Source organism: Janthinobacterium sp. P210005, from assembly GCF_036231865.1.
GTDB lineage: Bacteria > Pseudomonadota > Gammaproteobacteria > Burkholderiales > Burkholderiaceae_D > Janthinobacterium > Janthinobacterium kumbetense.
This window is the reverse complement of the sequence record NZ_JAZARC010000002.1, coordinates 1-22,377: the sequence shown is the minus strand read 5'-3', so window position 1 is coordinate 22,377 and position 22,377 is coordinate 1. Positions and strand designations below refer to the sequence as shown.

Sequence of the window (22,377 nt, the reverse complement as noted above, 5' to 3'; positions counted from 1 at the left end):
TTTTGAACGTGAAACGTATTCTTGGTGGCCCGGGGCGGAATCGAACCACCGACACAAGGATTTTCAATCCTCTGCTCTACCGACTGAGCTACCAGGCCAAGGTGGCGAATTATAGCAGACCAAAACGGGAATGCAAGAGCCGGCTGCGACTTTTCCCCGATTTCCTGCATGGGCATGGTTTTACTTGCTTGTAGGTCAAATATGATTTGATATCAGCGGTATTTTTCTCAATAAAGGATGGGCGCATAGTGTGGCCATCGACATTGACTTGAGAGGATTACCGCATGAACGCCACCACAAATCGCACCGCCATCCCTGAAATCGGCCTGGGCACCTTCCGCCTGCAGGGCCAGGTCGTCATCGATTCCGTCACCACGGGCCTGGACGTCGGCTACCGCCATATCGACACGGCGCAAATCTACGGCAACGAAGCCGAAGTGGGCCAGGCGATCGCCGCCAGCCCCGTCCCGCGCGACGAGCTGTTCGTCACCACCAAGATCTGGATCGAGAACCTGCAGCGCGATAAACTGATTCCCAGCCTGAAGGACAGCCTGCACAAGCTGCAATTGGAGCAGCTGGACCTGACCCTGATCCACTGGCCGTCGCCGCAGGACGCCATTCCCGTCGCCGAGTACATGGCGGCGCTGGCGGACGCCAAGGCGCAGGGGCTGACGAAAGCCATCGGCGTATCGAATTTCACGAATGCGCAGCTGCGGCAAGCCATCGCTGCGGTGGGCGCGTCTGAAATCGCCACGCAGCAGGTCGAAATCCACCCGTTCCTGCAAAACCGCACCGTCATCGACTTTGCGCGTAGCCAGGGCATCCACATCACGGCCTATATGCCGCTCGCGTACGGCAAGGTGGTCGTCGATCCCGTCATCATGGCCATCGCGGTAAAACATGGCGTGACGCCGGCGCAAGTGGCCCTGAGCTGGTCGCTGCAGCAGGGCTTTGCCGTGATCCCGTCGTCCACCAAACGGGCCAACCTGGAAGCGAACCTGCATTTCCAGCGCATCACCCTGTCGCCGGACGAGATGGCGCAGATGGCGACCTTGGAGCGTGGCGAACGCCTGGCCAACCCGGACGGCCTGGCGCCGCAGTGGGATTGATATGGGCGCCATGACGAAGCTCGGGCAGGGCGGTTTCAGCATCGGGTTGGAACTGCCGCTCGATAATGACTGGTCGTCCACGGGGCGCCAGGCGAATGCGGCGTCCGGCCGCGTGCCGGGCGAACCGGACCTGCAACAGCATGCGGCGCTGGCAAAGCTGGCCGACCGCCTCGGTTTCAGGGCCTTGTGGCTGCGCGACGTGCCTTTGTATGACCCGTCCTTCGGCGACGCGGCCCAGGTCTTCGAGGTGTTTACCTATCTTGGCTACCTGGCCGGCATCACGGAGAACATCTTGCTGGGCACGGCCGCCGTGGTGCTGCCCCTGCGCGAGCCTGTATTGACGTTAAAAGCGGCGGCCAGCGTCGACCAGTTGAGCGGCGGGCGTTTGCTATTGGGCGTGGCCAGCGGCGACCGTCCTGTCGAATATCCCGTCTTCGGCCGCGACTTCGAGCAGCGCGGCGCGGCCTTCCGCGAACAGGTGGCCATGCTGCGCGATTGGGGCGAGAGGCGCCTGCCGCCTGGCATCCGTTTGCTGCCCAAGCCGTCCGCGCCCTTGCCGCTGCTGGTGGCGGGGCTGGCGCAGCAGTCGCCCGCCTGGATAGGCGAGCAAATGGATGGCTGGCTCGCCTATCCAGGCACGCCGGACGACCATGCGCGGCGCTCGGCGCAATGGCGCGCCGTCGCCGGGGAAGATAAACCCTACGTCAGCTTCATTCACCTGGACCTGGACGAGGCCCCGAACTTGCCGCTGCAGCGCTTCCGCTTTGGCGCACGTACGGGGCGCGACGGCCTGATCGCCGAGTTGACGGCCATGCGCGACGCCGGCGTGCGGCACATCGGCTTGCAGTTGCGGCAGAACCGCCGCCCGCTGGCCGAGACGATGCAGGAGATCGCGGACCACGTGCTGCCCGTCTTTCATGGCATCGCTTGATCTGGGACACGCGTCCTGTACTTCCGGACTATCTGAAACAGGTGGGGCAAACGCTATAATGGCCGCATGAACAGTCCCACTCCCCCTACCATGCGGCGCTTCATGCATAGCCACAGCGACGTTTGCATCGTCGGCAATGGCGCCATCGCGAAAACCACGGCGCTGGCGTTTGCCCAGGCAGGACAAAGCGTCACCCTGTTATCCCCGGTGAGTCCGCCCGCATCCGCTGGCAAGCCGGTCGAGCCCAGCTGGGATGTGCGCGTGTACGCGCTCAATCACACGGCGCACCAGCTGCTGTCGTCGCTGAAGGTATGGGGCGCCCTGGAAGCCGACAGGGTGGCGCCCGTCGACGCCATGCTGGTCAACGGCGACGGCGCGCAGGCGGGCGGGCTTGGTTTCGACGCCTACGGTGCCCATGTGGGCACCCTGGCGTGGATCGTCGAAGACCGCAACCTGGGCCAGGCGCTGGACGCCGCCCTGAAATTCGCGCCGAACGTCAACGTGGTGCAGGGCCGCGCCAGCCGCCTGGAATGGACGAACGACTCGGCCATCGTGCATCTCGATGGCGGCGACACCATCACTTGCGCATTGGTCGTGGGCGCGGACGGCGCCCAGTCGTGGGTGCGGGGCCAGTGCGACATCGGCCTCGATTACCGCTCGTACGGCCAGCGGGGCGTGGTCAGCAACTTCGCCTGCGAAAAGCCGCACCATGGCGCGGCCCACCAGTGGTTCACGGGCAGCGAAGGCATCGTCGCGCTGCTCCCGCTGCCTGGCGAGCGCGTTTCGCTGGTCTGGTCGGCGCCCGATGCGCTGGCCGATACCTTGATGGCCGAACCGGCCGACGCCCTGGCTGCGCGCCTGGCCGCCTACTGCCACGACAAGCTGGGCAAGCTGACGCCATTGCAGCCGGAGCTGGTGCGCGCGTTTCCGCTGACCCTGATGCGTCCGCACGCCATGGTGGCGCCGCGCGTGGCCCTGGTGGGCGACGCCGCCCACGTGGTGCACCCGATGGCGGGACACGGCATGAACCTGGGTTTTGCCGACGTGGCGCAGCTGGTCAAGACCATCGCCGAGCGCGAGGCGCACCGCGGCATCGGCGACGAGCGCGTGCTGGCCCGCTATGCGCGCGCGCGCAAGGAAGACGTGCTGCTGATGCAGCTGGCCACCGATGGACTGGCGCGTTTGTTCGGCGCCGATCTGGAGCCGTTGCGCGTGGTTCGCAATTTGGGATTAAACTTGCTGGATAAATTACCGGCCCTGAAGCGGAAAATGATTTCGCACGCACTGGGAAATCAGTAGATATCAGTGAATCTTAAGATATCGCCGGATAATGGCAGCAGTGAAAATTCAAGGTTGCCGCAGCTGGTCTGCGGCGATCGTTTTGTCAAATAGGTAACGGCGCCGGGCCAGATGCCAGTTCCGCCAGGCGTTTCAAGTGGAGAAGTGATAGTGATAAAAATGAGCAGAATCGCATTGGTACTGGCCTCGGGCCTGATGATGTCGTGCGCCGGCGCGGAAACGCCGACGGAAGCGGGCATCAAGAAGCTGATCGAGCCGCGCCTGGGCGAAGGCGCCAAGGTCGATTCGGTCAAAGAAACCCCGTACGGCGGCCTGTACGAAGTGCGTACGGGTGGCGACATCCTGTACACGGACAAAACCGCGCAATACCTGTTCGTCGGCCACGTCTTCGACGCCAAGACGTCGCAGGACCTGACCAAGGTGCGCCTGGACGAAGTCAATCGCATCAAGTTCTCCGACCTGCCGCTCGATTCGGCCATGAAATCGGTCAAGGGCAATGGCAAGCGCGTGATCGCCGTGTTCGAAGACCCGAACTGCGGCTACTGCAAGCGTTTCCGCCAGAACGCGCTGAAGGAAATCGACAACGTCACCGTCTACACCTTCATGTACAACATCCTGTCGCCGGACTCCATCGTCAAATCGCGCAATGTGTGGTGCGCGCCGGACCGCAACAAGGCCTGGGACGACTGGATGTTGAACGGCAAGGCGCCGGCCACGGTGGCTGCCAATTGCGCCAACCCGCATGAAAAAATCCTGGCGCTGGGCCAGCAGCTGCGCGTGTCGGGCACGCCAGCCATCTTCTTTGCCGACGGCAGCCGCATTCCGGGCGCAGTCGATGCAAAGACGCTGGAACAGAAATTCTCGACCATTAAGTAATCCGGGCTGTCGCCAGGAAGGCTGGACGGCGCGCCCTCGCAAGGCGCGCTTTTTTTTGCACTTTTTTCCGCTGTCGTATCATCAAGTGTTGTTTGTAGACGCCATAACAATTCCAAAAAGGAGAAGCAGCAGATGATTACCCTGAATATCAACGGACGCGACACGCAGGTCGATGCCGATCCTTCCACGCCCATCCTGTGGGCGTTGCGCGATAACCTGAACATGACGGGCACCAAATTCGGCTGCGGTATGGCGCTGTGCGGCGCCTGCACGGTGCACCTCGACGGCCAGGCCATCCGCTCGTGCATCACGCCGATTTCCTCCGTCGGCGCGCAAAAGATCACCACCATCGAAGCGATGGAAAACGACCAGGTGGGCAAGGCTGTGCAGGCGGCGTGGGTACAGCACGATGTGCCGCAATGCGGCTACTGTCAAAGCGGCCAGGTGATGAGCGCGACGGCGCTGCTGCGCACCAACAAGGCGCCCAGCGATGCCGACATCGACGGCGCCATGAGCGGCAATATCTGCCGCTGCGGCACCTATCAACGGATCCGCGCGGCCATCAAGGACGCGGCCAAGACCCTGGCCTGAGGAGAGCGACATGCGTATCGAATGGTTGAATCAGGAAGCATTGCAGCATGGCGGGGTGACCCTGGGCGCGGCGCTGGCATCGGCGCCTGTTACCGTGGCGGATGGCGTGTCGCGGCGCGGTTTCATGAAGGCGGGCGCGGTGGCCGGCGGCGGCTTGATGCTGGGCTTTTTCCTGCCGGGTGCAGGCAAGCTGGCGCAGGCTGCCGATGCCGCACCCGCCAAGCCCGTGTATGCACCGAACGCTTTCCTGCACATCGCCCCCGATAACACGGTGACGGTGCAGGTGAACCGGCTGGAATTTGGCCAGGGCGTGCAAACGAGCTTGCCCATGCTGATCGCCGAGGAACTCGACGCCGACTGGAGCCTGGTGCACGGCGCGCTGGCGCCTGCCGGCGAGCAGTACAAGGATGCCGCCTACGGCATGCAGATGACGGGCGGTTCGGGCAGCATCGCCCATTCGTTTACGCAGTACCGCGAAATCGGCGCCAAGGCGCGCGCCATGCTGGTGGGCGCCGCCGCCGCGCAATGGAAAGTCAGCCCTGACCAGGTGCGCGCCGCTAAGGGCGTGCTGTATGGCCCCGGCGGACAAAAGGCCACGTTTGGCGAATTTGCCGACGCGGCCATGCGCCAGCCAGTCCCCGCCACCGTCAAGCTGAAGGACCCGCGCGACTTTGCCATCATCGGCAAGCCAGTGAAACGCCTGGACGCGGCCGCCAAATCCACGGGCAAGCAGCAGTTCGGCATCGACTTCAAGCCGCCTGGCGCGAAAGTGGCCATGGTGGCGCGCCCGCCCGTGTTTGGCGCGAAAGTGGCGAAATTCGACGCCAGCAAGGCGAAAGCCATCAAGGGCGTGCTGGACGTGCTGGAGGTCAAAACCGACCGTGGCGGCAGCGGCGTGGCCGTCATCGCCGAAGGCTACTGGCCGGCCAAACAGGGGCGCGACGCGCTGGTGATCGAATGGGACACGAGCGCCGTGGAAAAGGTCAGCAGCGACAAGCAGCTGGCCGCCTTCAAGGCGCTGGCGAAAACGCCGGGCACCGTCGCCAGACCTGCCGACATGGCCAAGCTGGCCTCGGCGCCGAAAAAGATCGAAGCCGTGTATGAATTCCCCTACCTGGCGCATGCGCCGATGGAGCCGCTCAATTGCGTCGTTGACCTGCAGGCGGACAAATGCACGATGTGGGTCGGTTCGCAATTCCAGACGGGCGACCAGGCGGCCATCGCGGCGACCTCGGGCCTGAAACCGGAGCAGGTCACCCTGCACACGATGATGGCCGGCGGCGGCTTTGGCCGGCGCGCCGTGCCCTCGTCCGACTACGTGGTCGAAGCCGTCAACGTCGCCAAGGCATACAGGGCGGCGGGCAAGGGCGGCCCGTTAAAGCTGATGTGGAGCCGCGAGGATGACATCAAGGGCGGCTACTACCGGCCGTCGCACGTGCACCGCGCGCAGATCGGCCTCGACGCCAAAGGGAAAATCCTCGCCTGGGACCATACCATCGTGGGCCAGTCCATCATGGCCGGCACGCCGTTCGAAGCCTTCATGGTGAAAAATGGCGTCGACGGCACCATGGTCGAAGGCATGGGCGAGCCGTACACCCTGCCGATGAAACTGTCCGTGCACACGGCCAAGGCGAACGTGCCCGTGCTGTGGTGGCGCTCCGTCGGCTCGACGCACACGGCCTTCGTCATGGAAACCCTGATCGACGAGGCGGCGCACGTGGCGAAGATGGACCCCGTCGCCTACCGCAAGCAGCTGATCGACGCCAAGCATACGCGCCACATCGCCGCCCTGGACCTGGCCGTGGCCAAGTCCGGCTACGGCAAGAAGAAGCTGCCGAAGGGGCAAGCCTGGGGCGTGGCCATGCATGAATCGTTCAATTCCGTGGTTGCCTACGTGGTGACGGCGTCGGTGGTGCAAGGCGCGCCCAAGCTGCACCAGGTGTGGGCGGGCGTGCATTGCAACCTGGCCGTCAATCCGCTGACGATCGAGGCGCAAGTGCAGGGCGCCGCGCTGATGGCGCTGGGCATGACGATTCCCGGCGCGGCCATCACGCTCAAGGATGGCGTGGTGGAGCAGCAGAACTTCGGCGACTACCCCGTGCCGCGCATGCCCGACATGCCGGTGATCGAGGTGCACCTGGTGCCGTCGGGCGATGCGCCGACGGGCATGGGCGAGCCGGGCGTGCCGCCGCTGGCGCCCGCCTTCGCCAACGCGCTGTTCGCCCTGACGGGCAAGCGCCTGCGCAAGCTGCCATTCGATTTGGCGGCCGCATGACGGTAGCGGATTTTTGAGCACGGTCGGCATCTTGCTGGCAGCCGGAAGGGGACGCAGGTTTGACCCTTCCGGCGTGCAGAACAAATTATTGCAGCCATTGGCGGAAGGACCGCACGCGGGTCTGCCGGTGGTGGTGGCGGCAGCGAGGAATATGCTGGCTGCCTTGCCGCGCGTGCTGGCCGTGGTGCGCCCCGACGATGCCGAGGTCGCGCGCCAGCTCGGTGCGCTGGGCTGCGAGGTGCGCGTCTGCCATGATGCCGACACGGGCATGGCCGCCTCGCTCACCTGCGCCATCGGTCACGTGCGCGGCGCGCCGGGCTGGCTGATCGCGCTGGGCGACATGCCGAGTGTGGAAGCGGCTACAATCGCCGCCTTGTCGCACGCCATCGGCGATGGCGCGCGCATCGCCGTGCCCGTGTTCCGGGGACGGCGCGGCAATCCTGTCGCGTTCAGCGCCTTTCACTTGCCGCTGCTGCTGGCACTCGATGGCGACCAGGGCGCGCGCAGCATCGTCAACAGCCATGCCGTGTGCGAAGTAGCAGTGGACGACAGCGGCATCTTGCGCGATATTGATACACCTGACGATTTGTCGCCGGCGCCTGGCGCGCCCGGGCGATTGTAGAACATCCATGCCAGACACGAGGAAAACATGAAGAAAGCACCGATTCAAAAAATCACCGCCAAGGCGGGAGCCAAGGCAAGCGGCAAAGCCACAAGCAAAGCCGCGGCAAAAACCGCAGTGAAAGCCACACCGGCCGCCGGCATCATCTACAGCATTGCCGCCGCTGACCTGGCCGGTCACATGTTCAAGGTGACGTTGACCGTCAAGTCGCCGGCCGCCATCGGTCAGGTATTTGCCTTGCCGGCCTGGATTCCGGGCAGCTACATGATCCGCGAATTTTCGCGCAATATCGTCAGCATCCGCGCCGAGTCCGATGGCAAGGCCGTGGCGCTGACCAAGCTGGACAAGCATTCGTGGCAAGCCGCCCCGTGCAAGGGCCCGTTGACCGTCGAATATGACGTGTATGCCTGGGATTTGTCCGTGCGCGCCGCCCACCTGGACCAGAATCACGGCTTCTTCAACGGCACCAGCGTGTTCCTGCGCGTGCTGGGCCAGGAGGCCGAGCCGCATGAAGTGCATATCGTGCAGCCGAAGGATGCGGCCTGCAAGACTTGGAGAGTCGCCACCACCCTGCCGGAATTGAAAGCGAAGCGCTATGGCTTCGGCAGCTACCAGGCGGCCAACTACGATGAGCTGATCGACCACCCGGTGGAAATGGGCGACTTCGCGCTGGCCACCTTCACCGCGCATGGCGTGCCGCACGATATCGTCGTCACGGGCAAGGTGCCGAACCTGGACCTGGACCGCCTGTGCCGCGACCTGAAAGCCATCTGCGAAACGCAGATCGCCTTCTTCGAGCCAAAGACAAAGAAAGCGCCGATGGACCGCTATGTGTTCATGACCATGGCCGTCGGCGACGGATACGGCGGCCTGGAACACCGCGCCTCGACGGCGCTGATCTGCGCGCGCGCCGACCTGCCGACGACGGCTTCAAACAGCACGGAAATCGGCGACGGCTACCTGAAATTCCTGGGCTTGTGCAGCCACGAGTACTTCCACACCTGGAACGTCAAGCGCATCAAGCCGGCCGCCTTCGCGCCGTACAACCTGCAGGCGGAAAGCTATTCGCCGCTGCTGTGGCTGTTCGAGGGCTTCACCAGCTATTACGACGACCTGATGCTGGTGCGCGCTGGCCTGATCGATGAAGCGGCCTATTTCAAATTGCTGGGGAAAACCGTCAACAGCGTGCTGCGCGGCAGCGGCCGCACGAAGCAAAGCGTGGCCGATTCCAGCTTCGACGCCTGGGGCAAGTACTACCGCCAGGATGAAAACGCGCCGAACGCCATCGTCAGCTACTACACCAAGGGTTCGCTGATCGCGCTGGCCTTCGACCTGACGATCCGCGCCAAGACGAATGGTGAAAAGTCGCTGGACGACGTGATGCAGGCCTTGTGGCAGCGTTATGGCCGCGATTTCTACAAGGGCAAGGGAGAAGGCAAAGGCCGCGGCGTGACGCCGGCCGAAGTCGAAGCCCTGTTCGATGAAATTGCCGGCACGCGGATGAAGCCCTTCTTCGAGCGCTACATCCGCGGCACGGACGACGTGCCGCTGGCGCGCCTGCTGGCGCCGTTCGGCGTGAAATACAGCGACGCGCGCAAGGCGGAAAAGGCCAGCCTGGACGTCAACCTGGGCCGCGACGGCAACGATGCCAAGCTGGCGCAGGTGCACCAGGGCGGCGCGGCGCACGTGGCCGGTTTGTCGGCGGGCGACGTACTGGTGGCCATCGATGGCTTGCGCGTGACGGGTAACCCTGCCAACCTGGACACCTTGCTGGGCCGCTACGCCGTCGGCGCCAAGGTGGCCATCCACGCCTTCCGCCGCGACGAGCTGATGACGTTTGCAGCCGTCTTGCAAGGCGACCGCGTGCCCGGCGTCAGCCTGGCGCTGCTGCCGGCGCCGAAGAAAGCCACGGGGCCGAAGCGTCCTAGCGCGGCATGATGCTCATGCAGTAAGACAGAAAACCGGCCGTCACTGGCCGGTTTTTATTTCAAGCAGCAATTTCCCAAATGCAACTTATCCGGTGAAACTGGCGGCTTGCCATCATATTTACTGCAAATGAACTAATTTTTCTTTAACTAAACTAAAATTGCCGAACCGCTTCTTTTAGATCGCGCCCAACGTGCAAACCCTCGATCCTCGAACGATTATGCTGATGACCACGCTGATGTGCGGGGCGATGAGCATCGTCATGTTCTCGGTGTATCGCAGTTTCCGGCGCGAGGTGCATGGCCTGGGGCATTGGGCGGCCGGCTTGCTGTTGCTGGTGTGCGCGTCCCTGCTGTTCGGCACCCGCGAAGTGCTGCCGCCGGCATTGTCCATGATCGCGGCCAATGCGGCGCTGGTGGCCGGCATCGGCCTGTCGATGCTGGGCACGGAAAAATTCTTTGGCCTGGCGCCCAGCCGCCGCGCCTATCTGCTGATACTTGCCCTGGCCATCGCCGGCAATAGCTGGTGGTTGCTGGCGCACCCCGATTTCTCGGCGCGCGTGGCGGTCTTTTCCCTGCTGGTCTTCCTGTTTTATGCGCGCCAGGTGCAACTGGTGTGGCGCCACGGCGAGCGCCATTTCTCGAGTTTTTTCTTTGCCGCGCTGATGCTGATGCAAGCCGTCGTGGTGCTGGCGCGCGGCGTGTCTGCCTTGCTGCATGGCGGCGCCAGCGTGAACCTGACGGTGGCCGGCACGCCGGCCGGCATCTATCTGGCGGTCGCCAATTTCATGGCGCTGCTGCTGACGGTGGGCTTCATGACGATGGCGACGCGCCGCCTGCAGCAGATACTGGAGCGCCGCTCGACCCATGATCCGCTGACCCAGGTGCTGAACCGGCGCGGCTTTGGCGACGCCTATGCGCGCGAGATAGACAATCTGCGCCGCCGCCGCTTGCCGTTGACATTGCTCAGCATCGACCTCGATTACTTCAAATTGATCAATGACCGCCACGGCCACGCGGTGGGTGACCGGGTGCTGGCGCACGTGGCCACCGTTATCAAGGGCGCCTTGCGCGAATCGGATTGCGTGGCGCGTTTCGGCGGCGAGGAGTTCGTCGTGCTGATGCCGGACATGCCGGCGCATAATGCGTTGGGCGTGGCCGAACGCATCCGTGCCTTGCTGCGCGAGCCCAGTCATACAGGGCTGCCGCCGTGTACGGTCAGCATCGGCGTAGCTTGCCAGGCGTCGGTGGTGGAAGGGCTGGAGCAGCTGTTGTCGCGCGCCGATGCGGCCCTGTACCTGGCCAAGGAACGGGGACGCGACCGTATCGAACTCGATACCGCCGCGTTTACTGTGGACCGGACAAGGTCCGCAGCTGGAATTGGTACTGGTCGTTGAACAGGAAGGTTTCGGAGAAATCGAAGGTCCGGGCGTGGCGGCGCATCAGGTGTGCCGCCGGCGGAAAGAGGGTGGGCACGCGCCGCACGGCGGCCAGCGCCGCGGCCGATGCTTCGCTGTCGCGCGAACGGTGTACGTGCACGCTTTTCAGCTCGCCGTCCGGGCCCACGCTCAGGTCGAGCACGACGATGGCCGGCAGCATGGGCGGCAGGCGCCCGCTGAACGTGTAGGCGGCGTTGGCCGCCATGATCTGCTGCGCCACCAGCGACTTGTAGGCGTCGATGCTGGCCGCGAGCTGTATCGCGGCTGGCGTGCGAGGGGGCGTGGACGTGGACGTGGGCGTGCTCACCGCCGGCGGGGCCGCAGTCTGGCAGGCCGACAGCAGGCTGGCGGCGGCAAGGACGATAATTCCGTGTTTCATGACCGCCAGCCTACCATGGTTTAACTGAACAGGCGTTCCAGCTCCACGCCGGGGTCGGGCGCGCGCATGAACGCTTCGCCCACGAGGAAGCTGTGGATGTGCGCATCGCGCATGCGTTGCACGTCGGCCGTGCCGTGGATGCCCGATTCCGTGATGATCAATTTGTCTTGCGGGATGCGCGGTAACAGCTTGATGGTCGTGTCGAGCGACGTTTCGAAGGTGCGCAGGTTGCGGTTGTTGATGCCGATCAATGCGCTCTTGAGTTTCAGGGCCGCCGTCAGTTCGTCGCCGTCGTGGCTTTCGATCAGCACGCCCATGCCCAGTTCGTGGGCGCACGCTTCCATTTCCGCCATCAGGCCATGGTCGAGCGCAGCGACGATCAGGAGGATGCAGTCGGCGCCCATGGCGCGCGCTTCATAGATCTGGTACATGTCGACCATGAAATCCTTGCGCAGCACGGGAATGGTGCAGGCGGCACGCGCCTGCTGCAGGTACTCCACGGATCCCTGGAAGAACTGTTCATCCGTCAGCACGGACAGGCAGGCCGCGCCATGCGCGGCATAGCTGGCGGCGATGTCGGCAGGGCGGAAGTCGGCGCGAATGACCCCTTTCGACGGCGACGCCTTTTTTACTTCGGCGATGATGCCGGGCTTGCCGGCGGCGATGTGCTGGCGCAGGCTCGCTTCGAAGCCGCGCAGGCCGGCGCGCAGGGCGCTGTCGCTTTCCACGTCGCCGCGCAGGCTGGCCAGGCTGCGGCGGGCCTTGGCCCTGACCACTTCATCGGCTTTCACGGCCAGGATTTTATCGAGTATGTCGGACATGATGGTCGCTATTCTATAAAGGAGGGCGGCAGCTTACGCTTGTGCCGGGGTGCCCAGCTGTTGCGTGACCTGCACGAATTGCGCGAGTTTCGCCAGGGCTGCGCCCGAACTGACGGCGGTGCGCGCGCGCGCCAGGCCGTCTTCGATCGAACTGGCCACGCCGGCCGCGTACAGCGCCGTGCCCGCGTTCAGGGCCACGATGTCGGCGGCGGCACCGGGCTCGCCGCGCAGCGCTTCCATCATCTTGGCTTTCGATTCCACGGAATCGGCCACCTTCAGGTTGCGGCTGGCGATCATCGACATGCCGAAGTCTTCGGGATGGATTTCATATTCGCGGATTTCGCCGTTGACCAGTTCACCGACCATGGTGGCCGCGCCCAGCGACACTTCATCCATGTTGTCGCGGCCATACACGACGATGGCGTGCTGCGCGCCCAGGCGCTGCAGCACGCGCACCTGGATGCCGACCAGGTCGGCGTGGAACACGCCCATCAAAATGTTCGGCGCGCCGGCGGGATTGGTCAAGGGGCCCAGGATATTGAAGATGGTGCGCACGCCCAGCTCCTTGCGCACGGGCGCCGCATGCTTCATGGCCGCGTGGTGATTCGGCGCGTACATGAAGCCGATGCCCGTTTGCGCGATCGACTGGGCGATCTGCTCGGGCTGCAGGTTGATGTTGACGCCCAGCGAGTCCAGCACGTCGGCGCTGCCGGACGAGGAAGACACGCTGCGCCCGCCATGCTTGGCCACGCGCGCGCCGGCTGCCGCCGCCACGAACATCGAGGCGGTGGAAATATTGAACGTGTGCGCGCCGTCACCGCCCGTGCCGACGATGTCGAGCAGGTTGGTGGTGTCGGCCATGGGCACTTTGGTGGAAAACTCGCGCATCACTTGCGCGGCGGCGGCGATTTCGCCGATGGTTTCCTTTTTCACGCGCAAGCCCACGGTGAGGGCGGCGATCATGGTGGGCGACATTTCGCCGGACATGATCTGGCGGAACAGGTACAGCATTTCGTCGTGAAAGATTTCGCGGTGTTCGATGCAGCGCAGCAGGGCTTCTTGTGGTGTGATCGGCATGATGCTTCCTTCTTCAATGATGGCGCAGGAGGACACTGATGGCACGCCGTGGCGTGCGCGGAAAATCAGCGCTCGAGAAAGTTCTTCAGCAGGGCGTGGCCGTGCTCCGAGAGGATCGATTCGGGGTGGAACTGCACGCCCTCGATATCGTATTCCCGGTGGCGCACGCCCATGATTTCGCCGTCGTCCGTCCACGCCGTCACTTCCAGGCAGGAAGGCAGCGAGGCGCGTTCGATCGCCAAAGAGTGGTAGCGGATCACTGTGAAGGGGCTGGGCAAGTCTTTGAAAACGCCCACGCCCGTATGCGCGATGAGGGAAGTCTTGCCATGCATGACTTGCTTGGCGCGGATGACGTTGCCGCCAAACGCTTCGCCGATGGCCTGGTGGCCCAGGCACACGCCCAGTATCGGTTTCTTGCCGGCGAAGTGCTTGAGCACTTCCACGGAAATGCCGGCCTGTGCCGGCGCTTTCGGACCGGGCGAGATGCAGATGCGGTCCGGGTTCAGCGCCTCGATCTGTGCAATCGTGATTTCATCGTTGCGGTAGACCCGCACATCTTCGCCCAACTCGCCGAAATACTGCACGATGTTGTAGGTGAAGGAGTCGTAGTTGTCGATCATCAGCAGCATCTTAAAACCCTCCATCCAGGCCATCTTGCACTTGTTCGGCGGCGCGCAGTACGGCACGCGCCTTGTTTTCCGTTTCCTGCCATTCCATTTCGGGGATGGAGTCGGCCACGATGCCGGCCGCGGCCTGCACGTACAGCATGCCGTCCTTGACCACGCCCGTGCGGATGGCGATCGCCACATCCATTTCGCCGCCAAACGACAGGTAGCCGCAGGCGCCGCCGTAGATGCCGCGCTTGGTGATTTCCAGTTCGTCGATCACTTCCATGGCGCGCACTTTCGGCGCGCCCGTCAGGGTGCCGGCGGGGAAGGTCGCGCGCAGCACGTCCAGGTTCGACAGGCCATCCTTCAGCTTGCCTTCCACGTTCGAAACGATGTGCTGCACGTGCGAGTATTTTTCGATGACCATGCGGTCGGTGACTTGCACGCTGCCCGTCTCGGCGATGCGGCCGATATCGTTGCGCGCCAGGTCGATCAGCATCACGTGCTCGGCGATCTCTTTCGGATCGGCCAGCAGCTCGGCCGACAATTCGGCGTCGCGCTCTGGCGTGGCGCCGCGTGGACGGGTGCCGGCGATCGGGCGCAGCGTGACTTTCTTGCCGCCGTCCGCCGTCTTTTCGTTGCGCACCAGAATTTCCGGCGAGGCGCCGATGATCTGCATGTCACCGAAATTATAGAAGTACATATACGGCGACGGGTTGAGCGAACGCAAGGCGCGGTACAAAGTCAGCGGCGAATCCACATAAGGTTTGCGGATGCGCTGGCCGATCTGCACCTGCATCAGGTCGCCCGCCATCACGTATTCATGCGCCTTGGCAACGGCCTTCAGGTAGTCTTCCTTGGAAAAGTCGCGGATGGTTTCCGTGCGCACGGAAGCGCTGGTGACGGGCGCATCGACGCCGCGGCGCAGCATCATGCGCAAATCCTTCAGGCGCTGCTGTGCTTTCGAAAACGATTCGGGTTGCGTGGTGTCGGCGTAGACGATCAGGTAGAGCTTGCCGGACAGGTTGTCGATGACGGCCAGTTCTTCCGTCACCATCAGCTGGATGTCGGGCAGCTTCAAGTCATCTTTCGGCGCGCCGCCAGCGAGTTTTTTCTCGATGTGGCGCACGGTGTCGTAGCCGAAGTAGCCGGCCAGGCCGCCGCAGAAGCGCGGCATGCCGGGGCGCAGGGCCACCTTGAAGCGCGACTGGAATTGTTCGATGAAGTCGAGCGGATTGCCTTCGTGTTCTTCGATCACGGTGCCGTTCTTGACGATTTCGGTGCGTTTGCCATAGCTGCGCAACACGCTCGTGGCGGGCAAGCCGATGAAGGAATAGCGGCCGAAGCGTTCGCCGCCGACGACGGATTCGAGCAGGAAGGTGTTCTTGCCGCCTTGTTGGGACTGTGCCAGTTTCAGGTACAGGGTGAGCGGGGTTTCCAGGTCGGCGAACGCTTCCGCGATCAGGGGGATGCGGTTGTAGCCTTGCTGGGCCAGCGATTTGAATTCGAGTTCGGTCATGTTTCTCTCCATGCCGTCAGGGTATGAGTGTGCATAGTGCACAAACCCTGCGGTGGGTTATCAAAAAACTTGCCGGGACACGCAACGTGCGCAATATGCGCAAACGACGTGTGTACAACCGGCAGCAATCGTAACGGCTCGGCCCTTAAGCCTGCCAGGATTGCCAGCGTCGCCAAAGCCAGGCCTCAATCGAGCCGGTTTGGGTGACATTGTGTTTTTTGATGAGAAACGTGTTCACGATATGGTGTTGGGTTTGGTCAGTATGCCGGTTAGTTTTGCATGCCAATAAAACGGGCTGCTTCGAGCAGTGTCTTTACTATACCATCGGAATCGGTATCGTGTATAGAGTGTCCGTGATTGTAGCCATACGGTACCGTCAGTACGGGGCAAGCCGCAGCCCTGGCCGCTTGCGCGTCATTCGAGGAGTCGCCGATGGCCACTACTTTGGATGGCGGCAAGTCGAAGTCCGCGCACACTTGCAGCAGCGGCATGGGGTGCGGTTTTTTCTGCGGCAGCGAATCGCCGCCATAGACGATCTCGAAATACTGGTCCAGGTTTTTCAGTTTCAGCAGGGGCAGGGCGAAGGCGATCGGCTTGTTGGTGACGCAGGCCAGGCGCAGGCCCGCCGCCTGCATCGCCGACAATCCCGCTTCGACCTCCGGATACAGGGTGCTGAACTGGCCGTTGATGGCCAGGTAGTGACGCTGGTAGCCCTCCATCGCCTGCTCGAAACGCTGTTCCACGCCGGCGTCATCGAAGTCGAGCGCCAGCACGGTGCGGATCAGGTTTTCCGAACCCTTGCCCACCATTAACTTGATGGCGTCGGCGCTGATGGGTGCCAGGTCCAGTTCGGCGCGCATGCCATTGATGGCGACATGAAAATCGGGCACGGTGTCGAGCATCGTGCCATCGAGGTCGATGATGGCGGCGCGCACGCCAGCCAGTACGTGGTCCTTCACCATGCCCGTTTGCATCAGTTGCCCACCGTTTTGGCCAGTTCGGCGCGCATGGCGTCGATGACTGCCTTGTAGTCCGGCTTGCCGAAGATGGCCGAGCCGGCGACAAAGGTGTCGGCGCCGGCGGCGGCAGCGGCGGCGATGTTGTCGATCTTGATGCCGCCATCGACTTCCAGCATGATGTCACGGCCCGATTCGTCGATCATGCGGCGCGCTTCGGCGATTTTCTTCAGTGCTTGCGGAATGAAGGACTGGCCGCCGAAGCCCGGGTTGACGGACATGATCAGGATGATGTCGATCTTGTCCATCACGTGTTCCAGGTAGTGCAGCGGCGTGCCCGGGTTGAAAACCAGGCCCGATTTGCAGCCATTGTCGCGGATCAACTGCAAGGAACGGTCGACGTGATCCGACGCTTCCGGGTGAAAGGTGATGATGTTCGCGCCAGCCTTGGCGAAATCCGGGATAATGCGATCGACAGGCTTGACCATCAGATGCACATCGATGGGTACTTGCACGTGCGGGCGGATCGCTTCGCACACCAGCGGGCCGATGGTCAGGTTCGGCACGTAATGGTTATCCATCACGTCGAAGTGGATGATGTCGGCGCCGGCGGTAACGACGTTGCGCACTTCCTCGCCCAGGCGGGCAAAGTCGGCGGACAGGATGCTGGGAGCGATACGGAATGTTGTCATGGTGAAGTAGCCAAAGGATAGAAAATGCGATTTGCGCTATTTTACGCCTGACGCCGTTACCATGCCTCATTGAAGTACGGTGAAACACAGAATACGCATCGCGCGATGGCCATTGCGTCGCGCGCGACACACAATATGACTGGCAATGTCTGAAGAGGAATGACGATGGCGACTTATGAATTTACGGTAACGGTCAAAACGCAATATCTGCCCGATCAATCGGCACCGGACGAGGGGCGGCACGTGTTCAGCTACACGATCCGCGTCGTCAACACGGGCACGGCTGGCGCGCAACTGATTTCGCGCCACTGGGTCATCACGGATGCGAACAACAAGGTGGAAGAGGTGCGCGGCCTGGGCGCCGTCGGCCACCAGCCGCTGTTGCAGCCGGGCGAGCAGTTCGAATACACGAGCGGCACCATGCTGGGCACGCCGCAAGGCTCAATGCACGGCGAATACTTCTGCGTGGCCGAAGACGGCCATCAGTTCGAAGCGCCGATTCCCGAGTTCGTGCTGTCGGTGCCGCGTACCCTGCATTAAGGAAACGCCGGGGGCTTGCCCCCTCATTTCAGTTTTTCGGTGGCGTCCTGTTCTTCACTGAGCTGCTTGCGTGCCGGCGGTGCGGGCTTTTTGCCCGAATACATGGTCCACCAGACTATAAATGCCAGCAAGAAGAACGCCACCAGCGCCTCTATCATCAAGATCCACATACGCATCCCTATGTTATTTACCCGCAGCCCATTTACCAGCCGTCTGTTTACACGCGGTAGTCTACCCGTTTCAATCGGCGCCGTCGCGCTTGTCTTGTCCGCCTGCACCACGCCGCCCGTCGCGCCGCCCGCTGCTTCCAGCGGCAAGGCGCCCGCCATTGCGCCGACCGTCGTCAAGCCTGTGCCTGCCAAGCCGGCCGATGCCAAGGATGCCACGGATGTGGCGGCGCCCACCTTCGTGCCCGCCAAGTTTGCCGCCTTGCCAGGCTGGGCTCGCGACGACATGCGCGCCGCCTGGCCCGCCTTCATGGCTTCGTGCGGCGTGCTGGTGAAACGGCCGGACTGGAAGGAATCGTGCACGATTGCGCGCCAGGTCAATGCCGACAGCGACAAGGCCATCCGCCTGTTTTTCGAGACCTTCTTTGTGCCAAATCAAGTCCTCACCGCCGATGGCGCCAATACTGGACTGGTGACCGGTTATTACGAGCCATTGCTGCACGGCGCGCGCAAGCGCGGCGGTCCATACCAGACACCGCTGTACAAGGTGCCTGACGATCTGGTCTCGGTGGACTTGTCCGGCGTGTATCCGGAGCTGAAAAACATGCGCTTGCGGGGCAAGCTGGTCGGCAAGAAGGTGATACCGTACGCAACTCGCGCCGACATCGAGCGCGCCACGTCCGTCACTGGCAAGGAATTGCTGTGGGTGGATGACGAAGTCGAGGCGTTCTTCCTGCAAGTGCAGGGTTCCGGGCGCGTACAGCTGACCGATACGCAGGAAACCGTGCGCGTGGCGTACGCGGATCAAAACGGCCATCCGTATAAATCGATCGGCCGCTACCTGGTCGACAAGGGCGAGCTGACCCTGAGCCAGGCGTCCGCGCAGGGCATCAAGGCGTGGATCGCGGGCCATCCCACGCGCAAGGATGAATTGTTCAACGCCAACCCGAGCTATGTCTTCTTCAAGGAAGAGCGCTTGCCCGATCCGAAAGTGGGGCCGAAGGGCGCGCTGGGTGTGCCGCTGACGCCGCAGCGCTCGGTGGCCATCGATTCGCGCTTCCTGCCGCTGGGTGCGCCCGTGTTCCTGTCCACCACGCAAGCCAATAGCGAAATTCCCATGCAGCGCCTGGTGATGGCGCAGGATACGGGCGGCGCCATTCGCGGGCCGATCCGGATCGATTATTTCTTTGGCTTTGGCGCGGAAGCTGCCGAGAATGCGGGCCGCATGAAACAGAGCGGCGCCGTGTGGGTGTTGTTGCCGAAGCAGGCGCCGGCGCGCTGAGTTTCTCGCGGCGCCGGGCGGGGATTGCGCTAGCGCAAGGTTAGCGCAGGACCATGACGGGTAAATGGGTGTGGGCCAACACTTTTTGCGTTTCGCTGCCCACGAACAGCTTGTTCAAGCCCTTGCGGCCATGCGAGGCCATCAGGATGATGTCGCAATGGTAGGTTTGCGCCGCATTGACGATTTCATCGTGCGGGCTCGGCGATACGGCCACCACGCCTTCGAAAGGCACGCCGGCAGCGCTTGCCGCTGCGCCGATCTTGTCGATGGCGCGTTGCGAGGCTTCTTGCATCTGCTGTTCATACAGGCTGGCGTCGAGCACGATGCCGCCGTCGGCCATCGGCGAGAACGGGAAGGGCTGCACCACGCTGATGGCAACCAGCTTGGCTTTGTTCAGCTGGGCGAAGGCGAGGGCGGTCTCGGCGGCTTTGTCGGACAACGGCGAGCCGTCGGTGGGAAATAAGATGGTGTTAAACATAGCGTGCTCCTCAAGTGATGTCAGACAGCTTATGGATTTACATCAATTAAAACCTTGATATAAATCAAACCTCACAGGCTTTGGCGTGAATAATGTCGCCAAGGCAATCTTTTAACAGTGTATGCCCGTTCATCGCTTCAGGTGCGCACGCTACGCAGCGGCGTGCCCCATACCATGGCCACCGTCAACAGGATGCTGCCGGCCGCGATGCAAGCGAGACCATTGCGCACGCCAAAGTGTTCCGCGATCCAGCCGGCGGCCAGCGCGCCCAGCGGCGCCGTCGCCACCGTCAGGAAGCGCATGGTCGATGTCATGCGGCCCAGCATGGGGTCGGGCGTCACCTTCTGGCGCAGGCCCAGGTAGGGAATAAAGAACAGCATCACGCCGCAATCGAAAAAGAACATCAATATGGCATACGCCACGGCGCTGGCGGCCGCGCTGCCGAACAGTGCTGCCGGAATCGTCGGCGTCAGGGCAAAGCACACGGAGGTGGATGCCAGGCCGATCAGGATGGTGCGGCCGGCGCCGTAGCGCTTCGTCAATGGCTTGACGATGAAGGCGCTGAGTAGCACGCCGGCGCCGCCCAGCATCTGCGTCATGCCCAGCACGCCAGGACTCATGCCCAGATCGCGCGTGGCGAACAGCACCATCAAGGCCATGCTGGCGTAAAACAGGAAGTGCCAGATGCCGGCGCCCCAGGCCAGCGCGCGCAGCAGCGGTTCGCGCCACACGAACAGCAAGCCGTCGGCGATGTCGCGCAAGGCGTGCTTGTCGGATGGCGCCGGCCGTGGATCGCGCACGCTCATGGCGCGCAAATTGAAGACGGAAATCAGATAGCCGCACGCCGTGCACAGGATGGCGACGGGTGCGGACAGCACTTGCACCAGTACGCCGGCCAGGCCGGGGCCGATCAGGCGCGACGCCGATTCGGTGGCGGCAAATTTCGACTGCGCATCGATCAAGCCATCGCGGCCCACGAGGAAAGTCAGAAACACCTGCTCGGCGCCGCCACCCACGACGAAGCCCGTGCCGATGATGAACCCCACTATATATAACCACGGCATCGACAGCACGTCGCACCAATAGGCCACTGCCACGCTGGCCAGGGCCAGGCCGGACATGCTTTCGCTGAACAGCATGATCGGATGCTTGCTGCGCCGGTCCAGCAGCACGCCGACGGGCAAGCCGAACAGGGCGAACGGCAGCGCCTGCAAGGCAACCAGCACGCCCATCTGTTCCGGCGTCGCATGCAATAACAGCACCGCGCACAGGGGCAGGGCCAGCGAGGTGATCTGGGCGCCGAAGCAATTGAGGCCGTTGCTGAACCACAGGCGGCGGAAATTCACGCTGGCGGCGCTGCCGTCGCCGCGCAGGTAATGGGCGCAGTACTGGAAGAGGGAGGAGAAAATATCTTGCTCGATATGAAATGATCAGGCTCACAATAATAGCAGCGCACCTGCCGCGCCGCTGCCGTTAGCCGCTACAATCGTTGTCACCGTGTTCATCCAGAGGAGACTATATGCAATACGAAGACTTGATCATCGATATCCAGGGCAAAGTGGCGCTTATCCGCCTGAATCGCCCGAAGGCCTTGAATGCCTTGAACGACAACATGATGAATGAGCTGGGCGACGCCTTGCTGAAGTTCGATGCGGATGACAATATCGGCTGCATCGTGCTCACTGGCAGCGAAAAAGCGTTTGCCGCCGGCGCCGACATCGCCGCCATGGCCGATTACACCTACCCGGACACCTTTACCCAGGGCTACATCAGCCGCAACTGGGAACATATCTTGCGCGTGCGCAAACCTGTGGTGGGCGCGGTGGCCGGCTATGCGCTCGGTGGCGGTTGCGAACTGGCCATGATGTGCGATTTCCTGATCGCCGCCGACAGCGCCAAATTTGGCCAGCCGGAAATCAAGGTCGGCGTCACGCCGGGTGCGGGCGGCACGCAGCGCTTGCCGCGCGCCATCGGCAAGGCCAAGGCCATGGATCTGCTGTTGACGGCGCGCACCATCGATGCCGCCGAGGCGGAGCGCATCGGCCTGGTGTCGCGCGTCGTGCCGGCCGATAAGTTGCTGGAAGAAACCCTGTCTGCCGCCAAGACTATTGCCGCCATGCCGACCTCGGTGGCCATGATGATCAAGGATTGCGTCAACCGCGCCTTTGAAACCACCTTGACGGATGGTGTCGCCTACGAGCGCCGCTTGTTCCAGGCCGCCTTCGGTACGCCTGCACAAAAAGAAGGCATGCACGCTTTCTTGGAAAAGCGCTTGCCAAACTTCGACGGTCTTTGATATGATTCGCCTCCCCGATAAGACGCACTGGTTTGCGGCACAAAAGGGACAGCCTTCCGAGGCTGGGTAGTAAAAAAGAAGGTTGACGAAATGGCCGAAACGCTTCATACTCTTCCTTCTTCGCAGCTGACAAACACAACGCTTTGTCGATAGCGCGAAAGCAGTAACCGAATACAGTTCTTTAACAATTAACAGTCGATAAGTGTGGGCATTTGATGTAAGTGCAGCGTCAATCTTCGGATTGGCGTAATACTTAAAATATATCAAATGTTCACAAGAAATAATGAAATAGGATACTTCTTCGGAAGTAGCCTGTCAGTTTTTTGAGTGAGCGACCCATCAGTAATGATGGTGCCGGTAAAACGGCAAAGTAACAGAGATTAAACTGAAGAGTTTGATCCTGGCTCAGATTGAACGCTGGCGGCATGCCTTACACATGCAAGTCGAACGGCAGCACGGAGCTTGCTCTGGTGGCGAGTGGCGAACGGGTGAGTA

At 62.6% G+C, this 22,377-nt stretch carries 22 protein-coding genes, 1 tRNA gene and 1 rRNA gene; 13 read left to right on the top strand and 11 right to left on the bottom strand.

Annotated features, from left to right (window positions below; genetic code table 11):
- Positions 1-22 precede the first annotated feature (22 nt).
- Positions 23-98 (bottom strand) — tRNA-Phe (locus tag VPH40_RS10095).
- A gap of 186 nt (positions 99-284) precedes the next feature.
- Between VPH40_RS10095 and dkgB the strand changes: the two genes are divergently transcribed.
- The 9 genes from dkgB to VPH40_RS10050 all read left to right on the top strand — a co-directional run bounded on the left by dkgB (position 285) and on the right by VPH40_RS10050 (position 11,025).
- Positions 285-1,109: a 2,5-didehydrogluconate reductase DkgB gene (gene dkgB / locus VPH40_RS10090; protein WP_305056721.1), complete on the top strand. Its 825-nt coding sequence runs from the start codon at positions 285-287 to the stop codon at positions 1,107-1,109.
- A 10-nt stretch (positions 1,110-1,119) separates the two neighbouring features.
- A complete protein-coding gene (locus tag VPH40_RS10085; protein ID WP_370385308.1) occupies positions 1,120-2,040 on the top strand; it encodes an LLM class oxidoreductase in 921 nt (306 codons plus the stop codon).
- 66 nt (positions 2,041-2,106) lie between these two features.
- Positions 2,107-3,339, top strand: a complete 1,233-nt coding sequence (locus VPH40_RS10080; RefSeq protein WP_328573366.1) for an FAD-dependent monooxygenase — start codon at positions 2,107-2,109, stop codon at positions 3,337-3,339.
- A 159-nt stretch (positions 3,340-3,498) separates the two neighbouring features.
- The gene (locus VPH40_RS10075; protein ID WP_287774243.1) at positions 3,499-4,215 is read left to right on the top strand and encodes a DsbC family protein; all 717 of its coding nucleotides are present in this window, start codon (positions 3,499-3,501) and stop codon (positions 4,213-4,215) included.
- 132 nt (positions 4,216-4,347) lie between these two features.
- Positions 4,348-4,806 (top strand): (2Fe-2S)-binding protein, encoded by a 459-nt coding sequence (locus tag VPH40_RS10070; RefSeq protein ID WP_077399302.1) that lies wholly within the window; start codon positions 4,348-4,350, stop codon positions 4,804-4,806.
- 10 nt (positions 4,807-4,816) lie between these two features.
- Positions 4,817-7,081: a xanthine dehydrogenase family protein molybdopterin-binding subunit gene (locus tag VPH40_RS10065; RefSeq protein ID WP_328573365.1), complete on the top strand. Its 2,265-nt coding sequence runs from the start codon at positions 4,817-4,819 to the stop codon at positions 7,079-7,081.
- A gap of 13 nt (positions 7,082-7,094) precedes the next feature.
- Positions 7,095-7,703 (top strand): nucleotidyltransferase family protein, encoded by a 609-nt coding sequence (locus VPH40_RS10060; RefSeq protein ID WP_305053956.1) that lies wholly within the window; start codon positions 7,095-7,097, stop codon positions 7,701-7,703.
- Positions 7,704-7,730: 27 nt separating this feature from the next.
- Positions 7,731-9,641, top strand: coding sequence for a M61 family metallopeptidase (locus VPH40_RS10055; RefSeq protein ID WP_328573364.1), 1,911 nt, complete (start codon positions 7,731-7,733; stop codon positions 9,639-9,641).
- Positions 9,642-9,855: 214 nt separating this feature from the next.
- On the top strand, positions 9,856-11,025 hold the full coding sequence (locus tag VPH40_RS10050) for a GGDEF domain-containing protein (RefSeq protein WP_305053958.1): 1,170 nt from the start codon (positions 9,856-9,858) through the stop codon (positions 11,023-11,025).
- Here VPH40_RS10050 and VPH40_RS10045 read toward each other — a convergent pair.
- The 7 genes from VPH40_RS10045 to rpe form a co-directional block, all read right to left on the bottom strand.
- Positions 10,976-11,446 (bottom strand): hypothetical protein, encoded by a 471-nt coding sequence (locus VPH40_RS10045; protein WP_328573363.1) that lies wholly within the window; start codon positions 11,444-11,446, stop codon positions 10,976-10,978. The two genes, VPH40_RS10050 and VPH40_RS10045, sit on opposite strands and share 50 nt — an antisense overlap.
- Before the next feature lie 20 nt (positions 11,447-11,466).
- Positions 11,467-12,267: an indole-3-glycerol phosphate synthase TrpC gene (gene trpC / locus VPH40_RS10040; protein ID WP_328573362.1), complete on the bottom strand. Its 801-nt coding sequence runs from the start codon at positions 12,265-12,267 to the stop codon at positions 11,467-11,469.
- 33 nt (positions 12,268-12,300) lie between these two features.
- Positions 12,301-13,344 (bottom strand): anthranilate phosphoribosyltransferase, encoded by a 1,044-nt coding sequence (gene trpD, locus VPH40_RS10035; protein ID WP_328573361.1) that lies wholly within the window; start codon positions 13,342-13,344, stop codon positions 12,301-12,303.
- A 65-nt stretch (positions 13,345-13,409) separates the two neighbouring features.
- Positions 13,410-13,973, bottom strand: a complete 564-nt coding sequence (locus VPH40_RS10030; protein ID WP_099665565.1) for an aminodeoxychorismate/anthranilate synthase component II — start codon at positions 13,971-13,973, stop codon at positions 13,410-13,412.
- A gap of 1 nt (position 13,974) precedes the next feature.
- Positions 13,975-15,471: an anthranilate synthase component I gene (trpE, locus tag VPH40_RS10025; RefSeq protein WP_328573360.1), complete on the bottom strand. Its 1,497-nt coding sequence runs from the start codon at positions 15,469-15,471 to the stop codon at positions 13,975-13,977.
- A 269-nt stretch (positions 15,472-15,740) separates the two neighbouring features.
- Positions 15,741-16,433, bottom strand: a complete 693-nt coding sequence (locus tag VPH40_RS10020; RefSeq protein WP_328573359.1) for a phosphoglycolate phosphatase — start codon at positions 16,431-16,433, stop codon at positions 15,741-15,743.
- Positions 16,434-16,444: 11 nt separating this feature from the next.
- Entirely contained in the window at positions 16,445-17,119 is a 675-nt protein-coding gene (gene rpe, locus VPH40_RS10015) for a ribulose-phosphate 3-epimerase (protein WP_077399332.1), read from the bottom strand.
- A 165-nt stretch (positions 17,120-17,284) separates the two neighbouring features.
- Here rpe and apaG point away from each other — a divergent pair, with 165 nt between their 5' ends.
- The gene (gene apaG, locus VPH40_RS10010) at positions 17,285-17,659 is read left to right on the top strand and encodes a Co2+/Mg2+ efflux protein ApaG (RefSeq protein WP_328573358.1); all 375 of its coding nucleotides are present in this window, start codon (positions 17,285-17,287) and stop codon (positions 17,657-17,659) included.
- A gap of 23 nt (positions 17,660-17,682) precedes the next feature.
- Here apaG and VPH40_RS10005 read toward each other — a convergent pair whose 3' ends face one another.
- Positions 17,683-17,829, bottom strand: coding sequence for a hypothetical protein (locus VPH40_RS10005; protein WP_167468630.1), 147 nt, complete (start codon positions 17,827-17,829; stop codon positions 17,683-17,685).
- A 94-nt stretch (positions 17,830-17,923) separates the two neighbouring features.
- Between VPH40_RS10005 and mltA the strand changes: the two genes are divergently transcribed.
- Positions 17,924-19,108: a murein transglycosylase A gene (gene mltA, locus VPH40_RS10000; protein ID WP_328573357.1), complete on the top strand. Its 1,185-nt coding sequence runs from the start codon at positions 17,924-17,926 to the stop codon at positions 19,106-19,108.
- Positions 19,109-19,148: 40 nt separating this feature from the next.
- Here mltA and VPH40_RS09995 read toward each other — a convergent pair whose 3' ends face one another.
- Both VPH40_RS09995 and VPH40_RS09990 read right to left on the bottom strand, forming a co-directional pair.
- Positions 19,149-19,586, bottom strand: coding sequence for a universal stress protein (locus VPH40_RS09995; RefSeq protein WP_034785626.1), 438 nt, complete (start codon positions 19,584-19,586; stop codon positions 19,149-19,151).
- A gap of 137 nt (positions 19,587-19,723) precedes the next feature.
- Positions 19,724-20,932 (bottom strand): MFS transporter, encoded by a 1,209-nt coding sequence (locus VPH40_RS09990; RefSeq protein WP_328573356.1) that lies wholly within the window; start codon positions 20,930-20,932, stop codon positions 19,724-19,726.
- Between the two features lie 173 nt (positions 20,933-21,105).
- Between VPH40_RS09990 and VPH40_RS09985 the strand changes: the two genes are divergently transcribed.
- A complete protein-coding gene (locus VPH40_RS09985) occupies positions 21,106-21,882 on the top strand; it encodes an enoyl-CoA hydratase (RefSeq protein WP_328573355.1) in 777 nt (258 codons plus the stop codon).
- Positions 21,883-22,264: 382 nt separating this feature from the next.
- Positions 22,265-22,377: ribosomal RNA gene (locus VPH40_RS09980) — 16S ribosomal RNA — on the top strand; the annotation flags it as partial.

Bases quoted from the DNA above. Each gene is read 5' to 3' on its own strand.
- VPH40_RS10045 (WP_328573363.1), bottom strand. From the start codon at position 11,446: ATGAAACACGGAATTATCGTCCTTGCCGCCGCCAGCCTGCTGTCGGCC.
- rpe (WP_077399332.1), bottom strand. From the start codon at position 17,119: ATGACAACATTCCGTATCGCTCCCAGCATCCTGTCCGCCGACTTTGCC.
- VPH40_RS10005 (WP_167468630.1), bottom strand. From the start codon at position 17,829: ATGTGGATCTTGATGATAGAGGCGCTGGTGGCGTTCTTCTTGCTGGCA.
- VPH40_RS10075 (WP_287774243.1), top strand. From the start codon at position 3,499: ATGAGCAGAATCGCATTGGTACTGGCCTCGGGCCTGATGATGTCGTGC.
- VPH40_RS10070 (WP_077399302.1), top strand. From the start codon at position 4,348: ATGATTACCCTGAATATCAACGGACGCGACACGCAGGTCGATGCCGAT.
- VPH40_RS10020 (WP_328573359.1), bottom strand. From the start codon at position 16,433: ATGGTGAAGGACCACGTACTGGCTGGCGTGCGCGCCGCCATCATCGAC.
- VPH40_RS10030 (WP_099665565.1), bottom strand. From the start codon at position 13,973: ATGCTGCTGATGATCGACAACTACGACTCCTTCACCTACAACATCGTG.
- dkgB (WP_305056721.1), top strand. From the start codon at position 285: ATGAACGCCACCACAAATCGCACCGCCATCCCTGAAATCGGCCTGGGC.
- VPH40_RS10085 (WP_370385308.1), top strand. From the start codon at position 1,120: ATGACGAAGCTCGGGCAGGGCGGTTTCAGCATCGGGTTGGAACTGCCG.
- VPH40_RS10080 (WP_328573366.1), top strand. From the start codon at position 2,107: ATGAACAGTCCCACTCCCCCTACCATGCGGCGCTTCATGCATAGCCAC.
- VPH40_RS09995 (WP_034785626.1), bottom strand. From the start codon at position 19,586: ATGTTTAACACCATCTTATTTCCCACCGACGGCTCGCCGTTGTCCGAC.
- VPH40_RS10065 (WP_328573365.1), top strand. From the start codon at position 4,817: ATGCGTATCGAATGGTTGAATCAGGAAGCATTGCAGCATGGCGGGGTG.
- trpC (WP_328573362.1), bottom strand. From the start codon at position 12,267: ATGTCCGACATACTCGATAAAATCCTGGCCGTGAAAGCCGATGAAGTG.
- VPH40_RS10055 (WP_328573364.1), top strand. From the start codon at position 7,731: ATGAAGAAAGCACCGATTCAAAAAATCACCGCCAAGGCGGGAGCCAAG.
- apaG (WP_328573358.1), top strand. From the start codon at position 17,285: ATGGCGACTTATGAATTTACGGTAACGGTCAAAACGCAATATCTGCCC.
- trpE (WP_328573360.1), bottom strand. From the start codon at position 15,471: ATGACCGAACTCGAATTCAAATCGCTGGCCCAGCAAGGCTACAACCGC.
- trpD (WP_328573361.1), bottom strand. From the start codon at position 13,344: ATGCCGATCACACCACAAGAAGCCCTGCTGCGCTGCATCGAACACCGC.
- VPH40_RS09985 (WP_328573355.1), top strand. From the start codon at position 21,106: ATGCAATACGAAGACTTGATCATCGATATCCAGGGCAAAGTGGCGCTT.
- VPH40_RS10050 (WP_305053958.1), top strand. From the start codon at position 9,856: ATGACCACGCTGATGTGCGGGGCGATGAGCATCGTCATGTTCTCGGTG.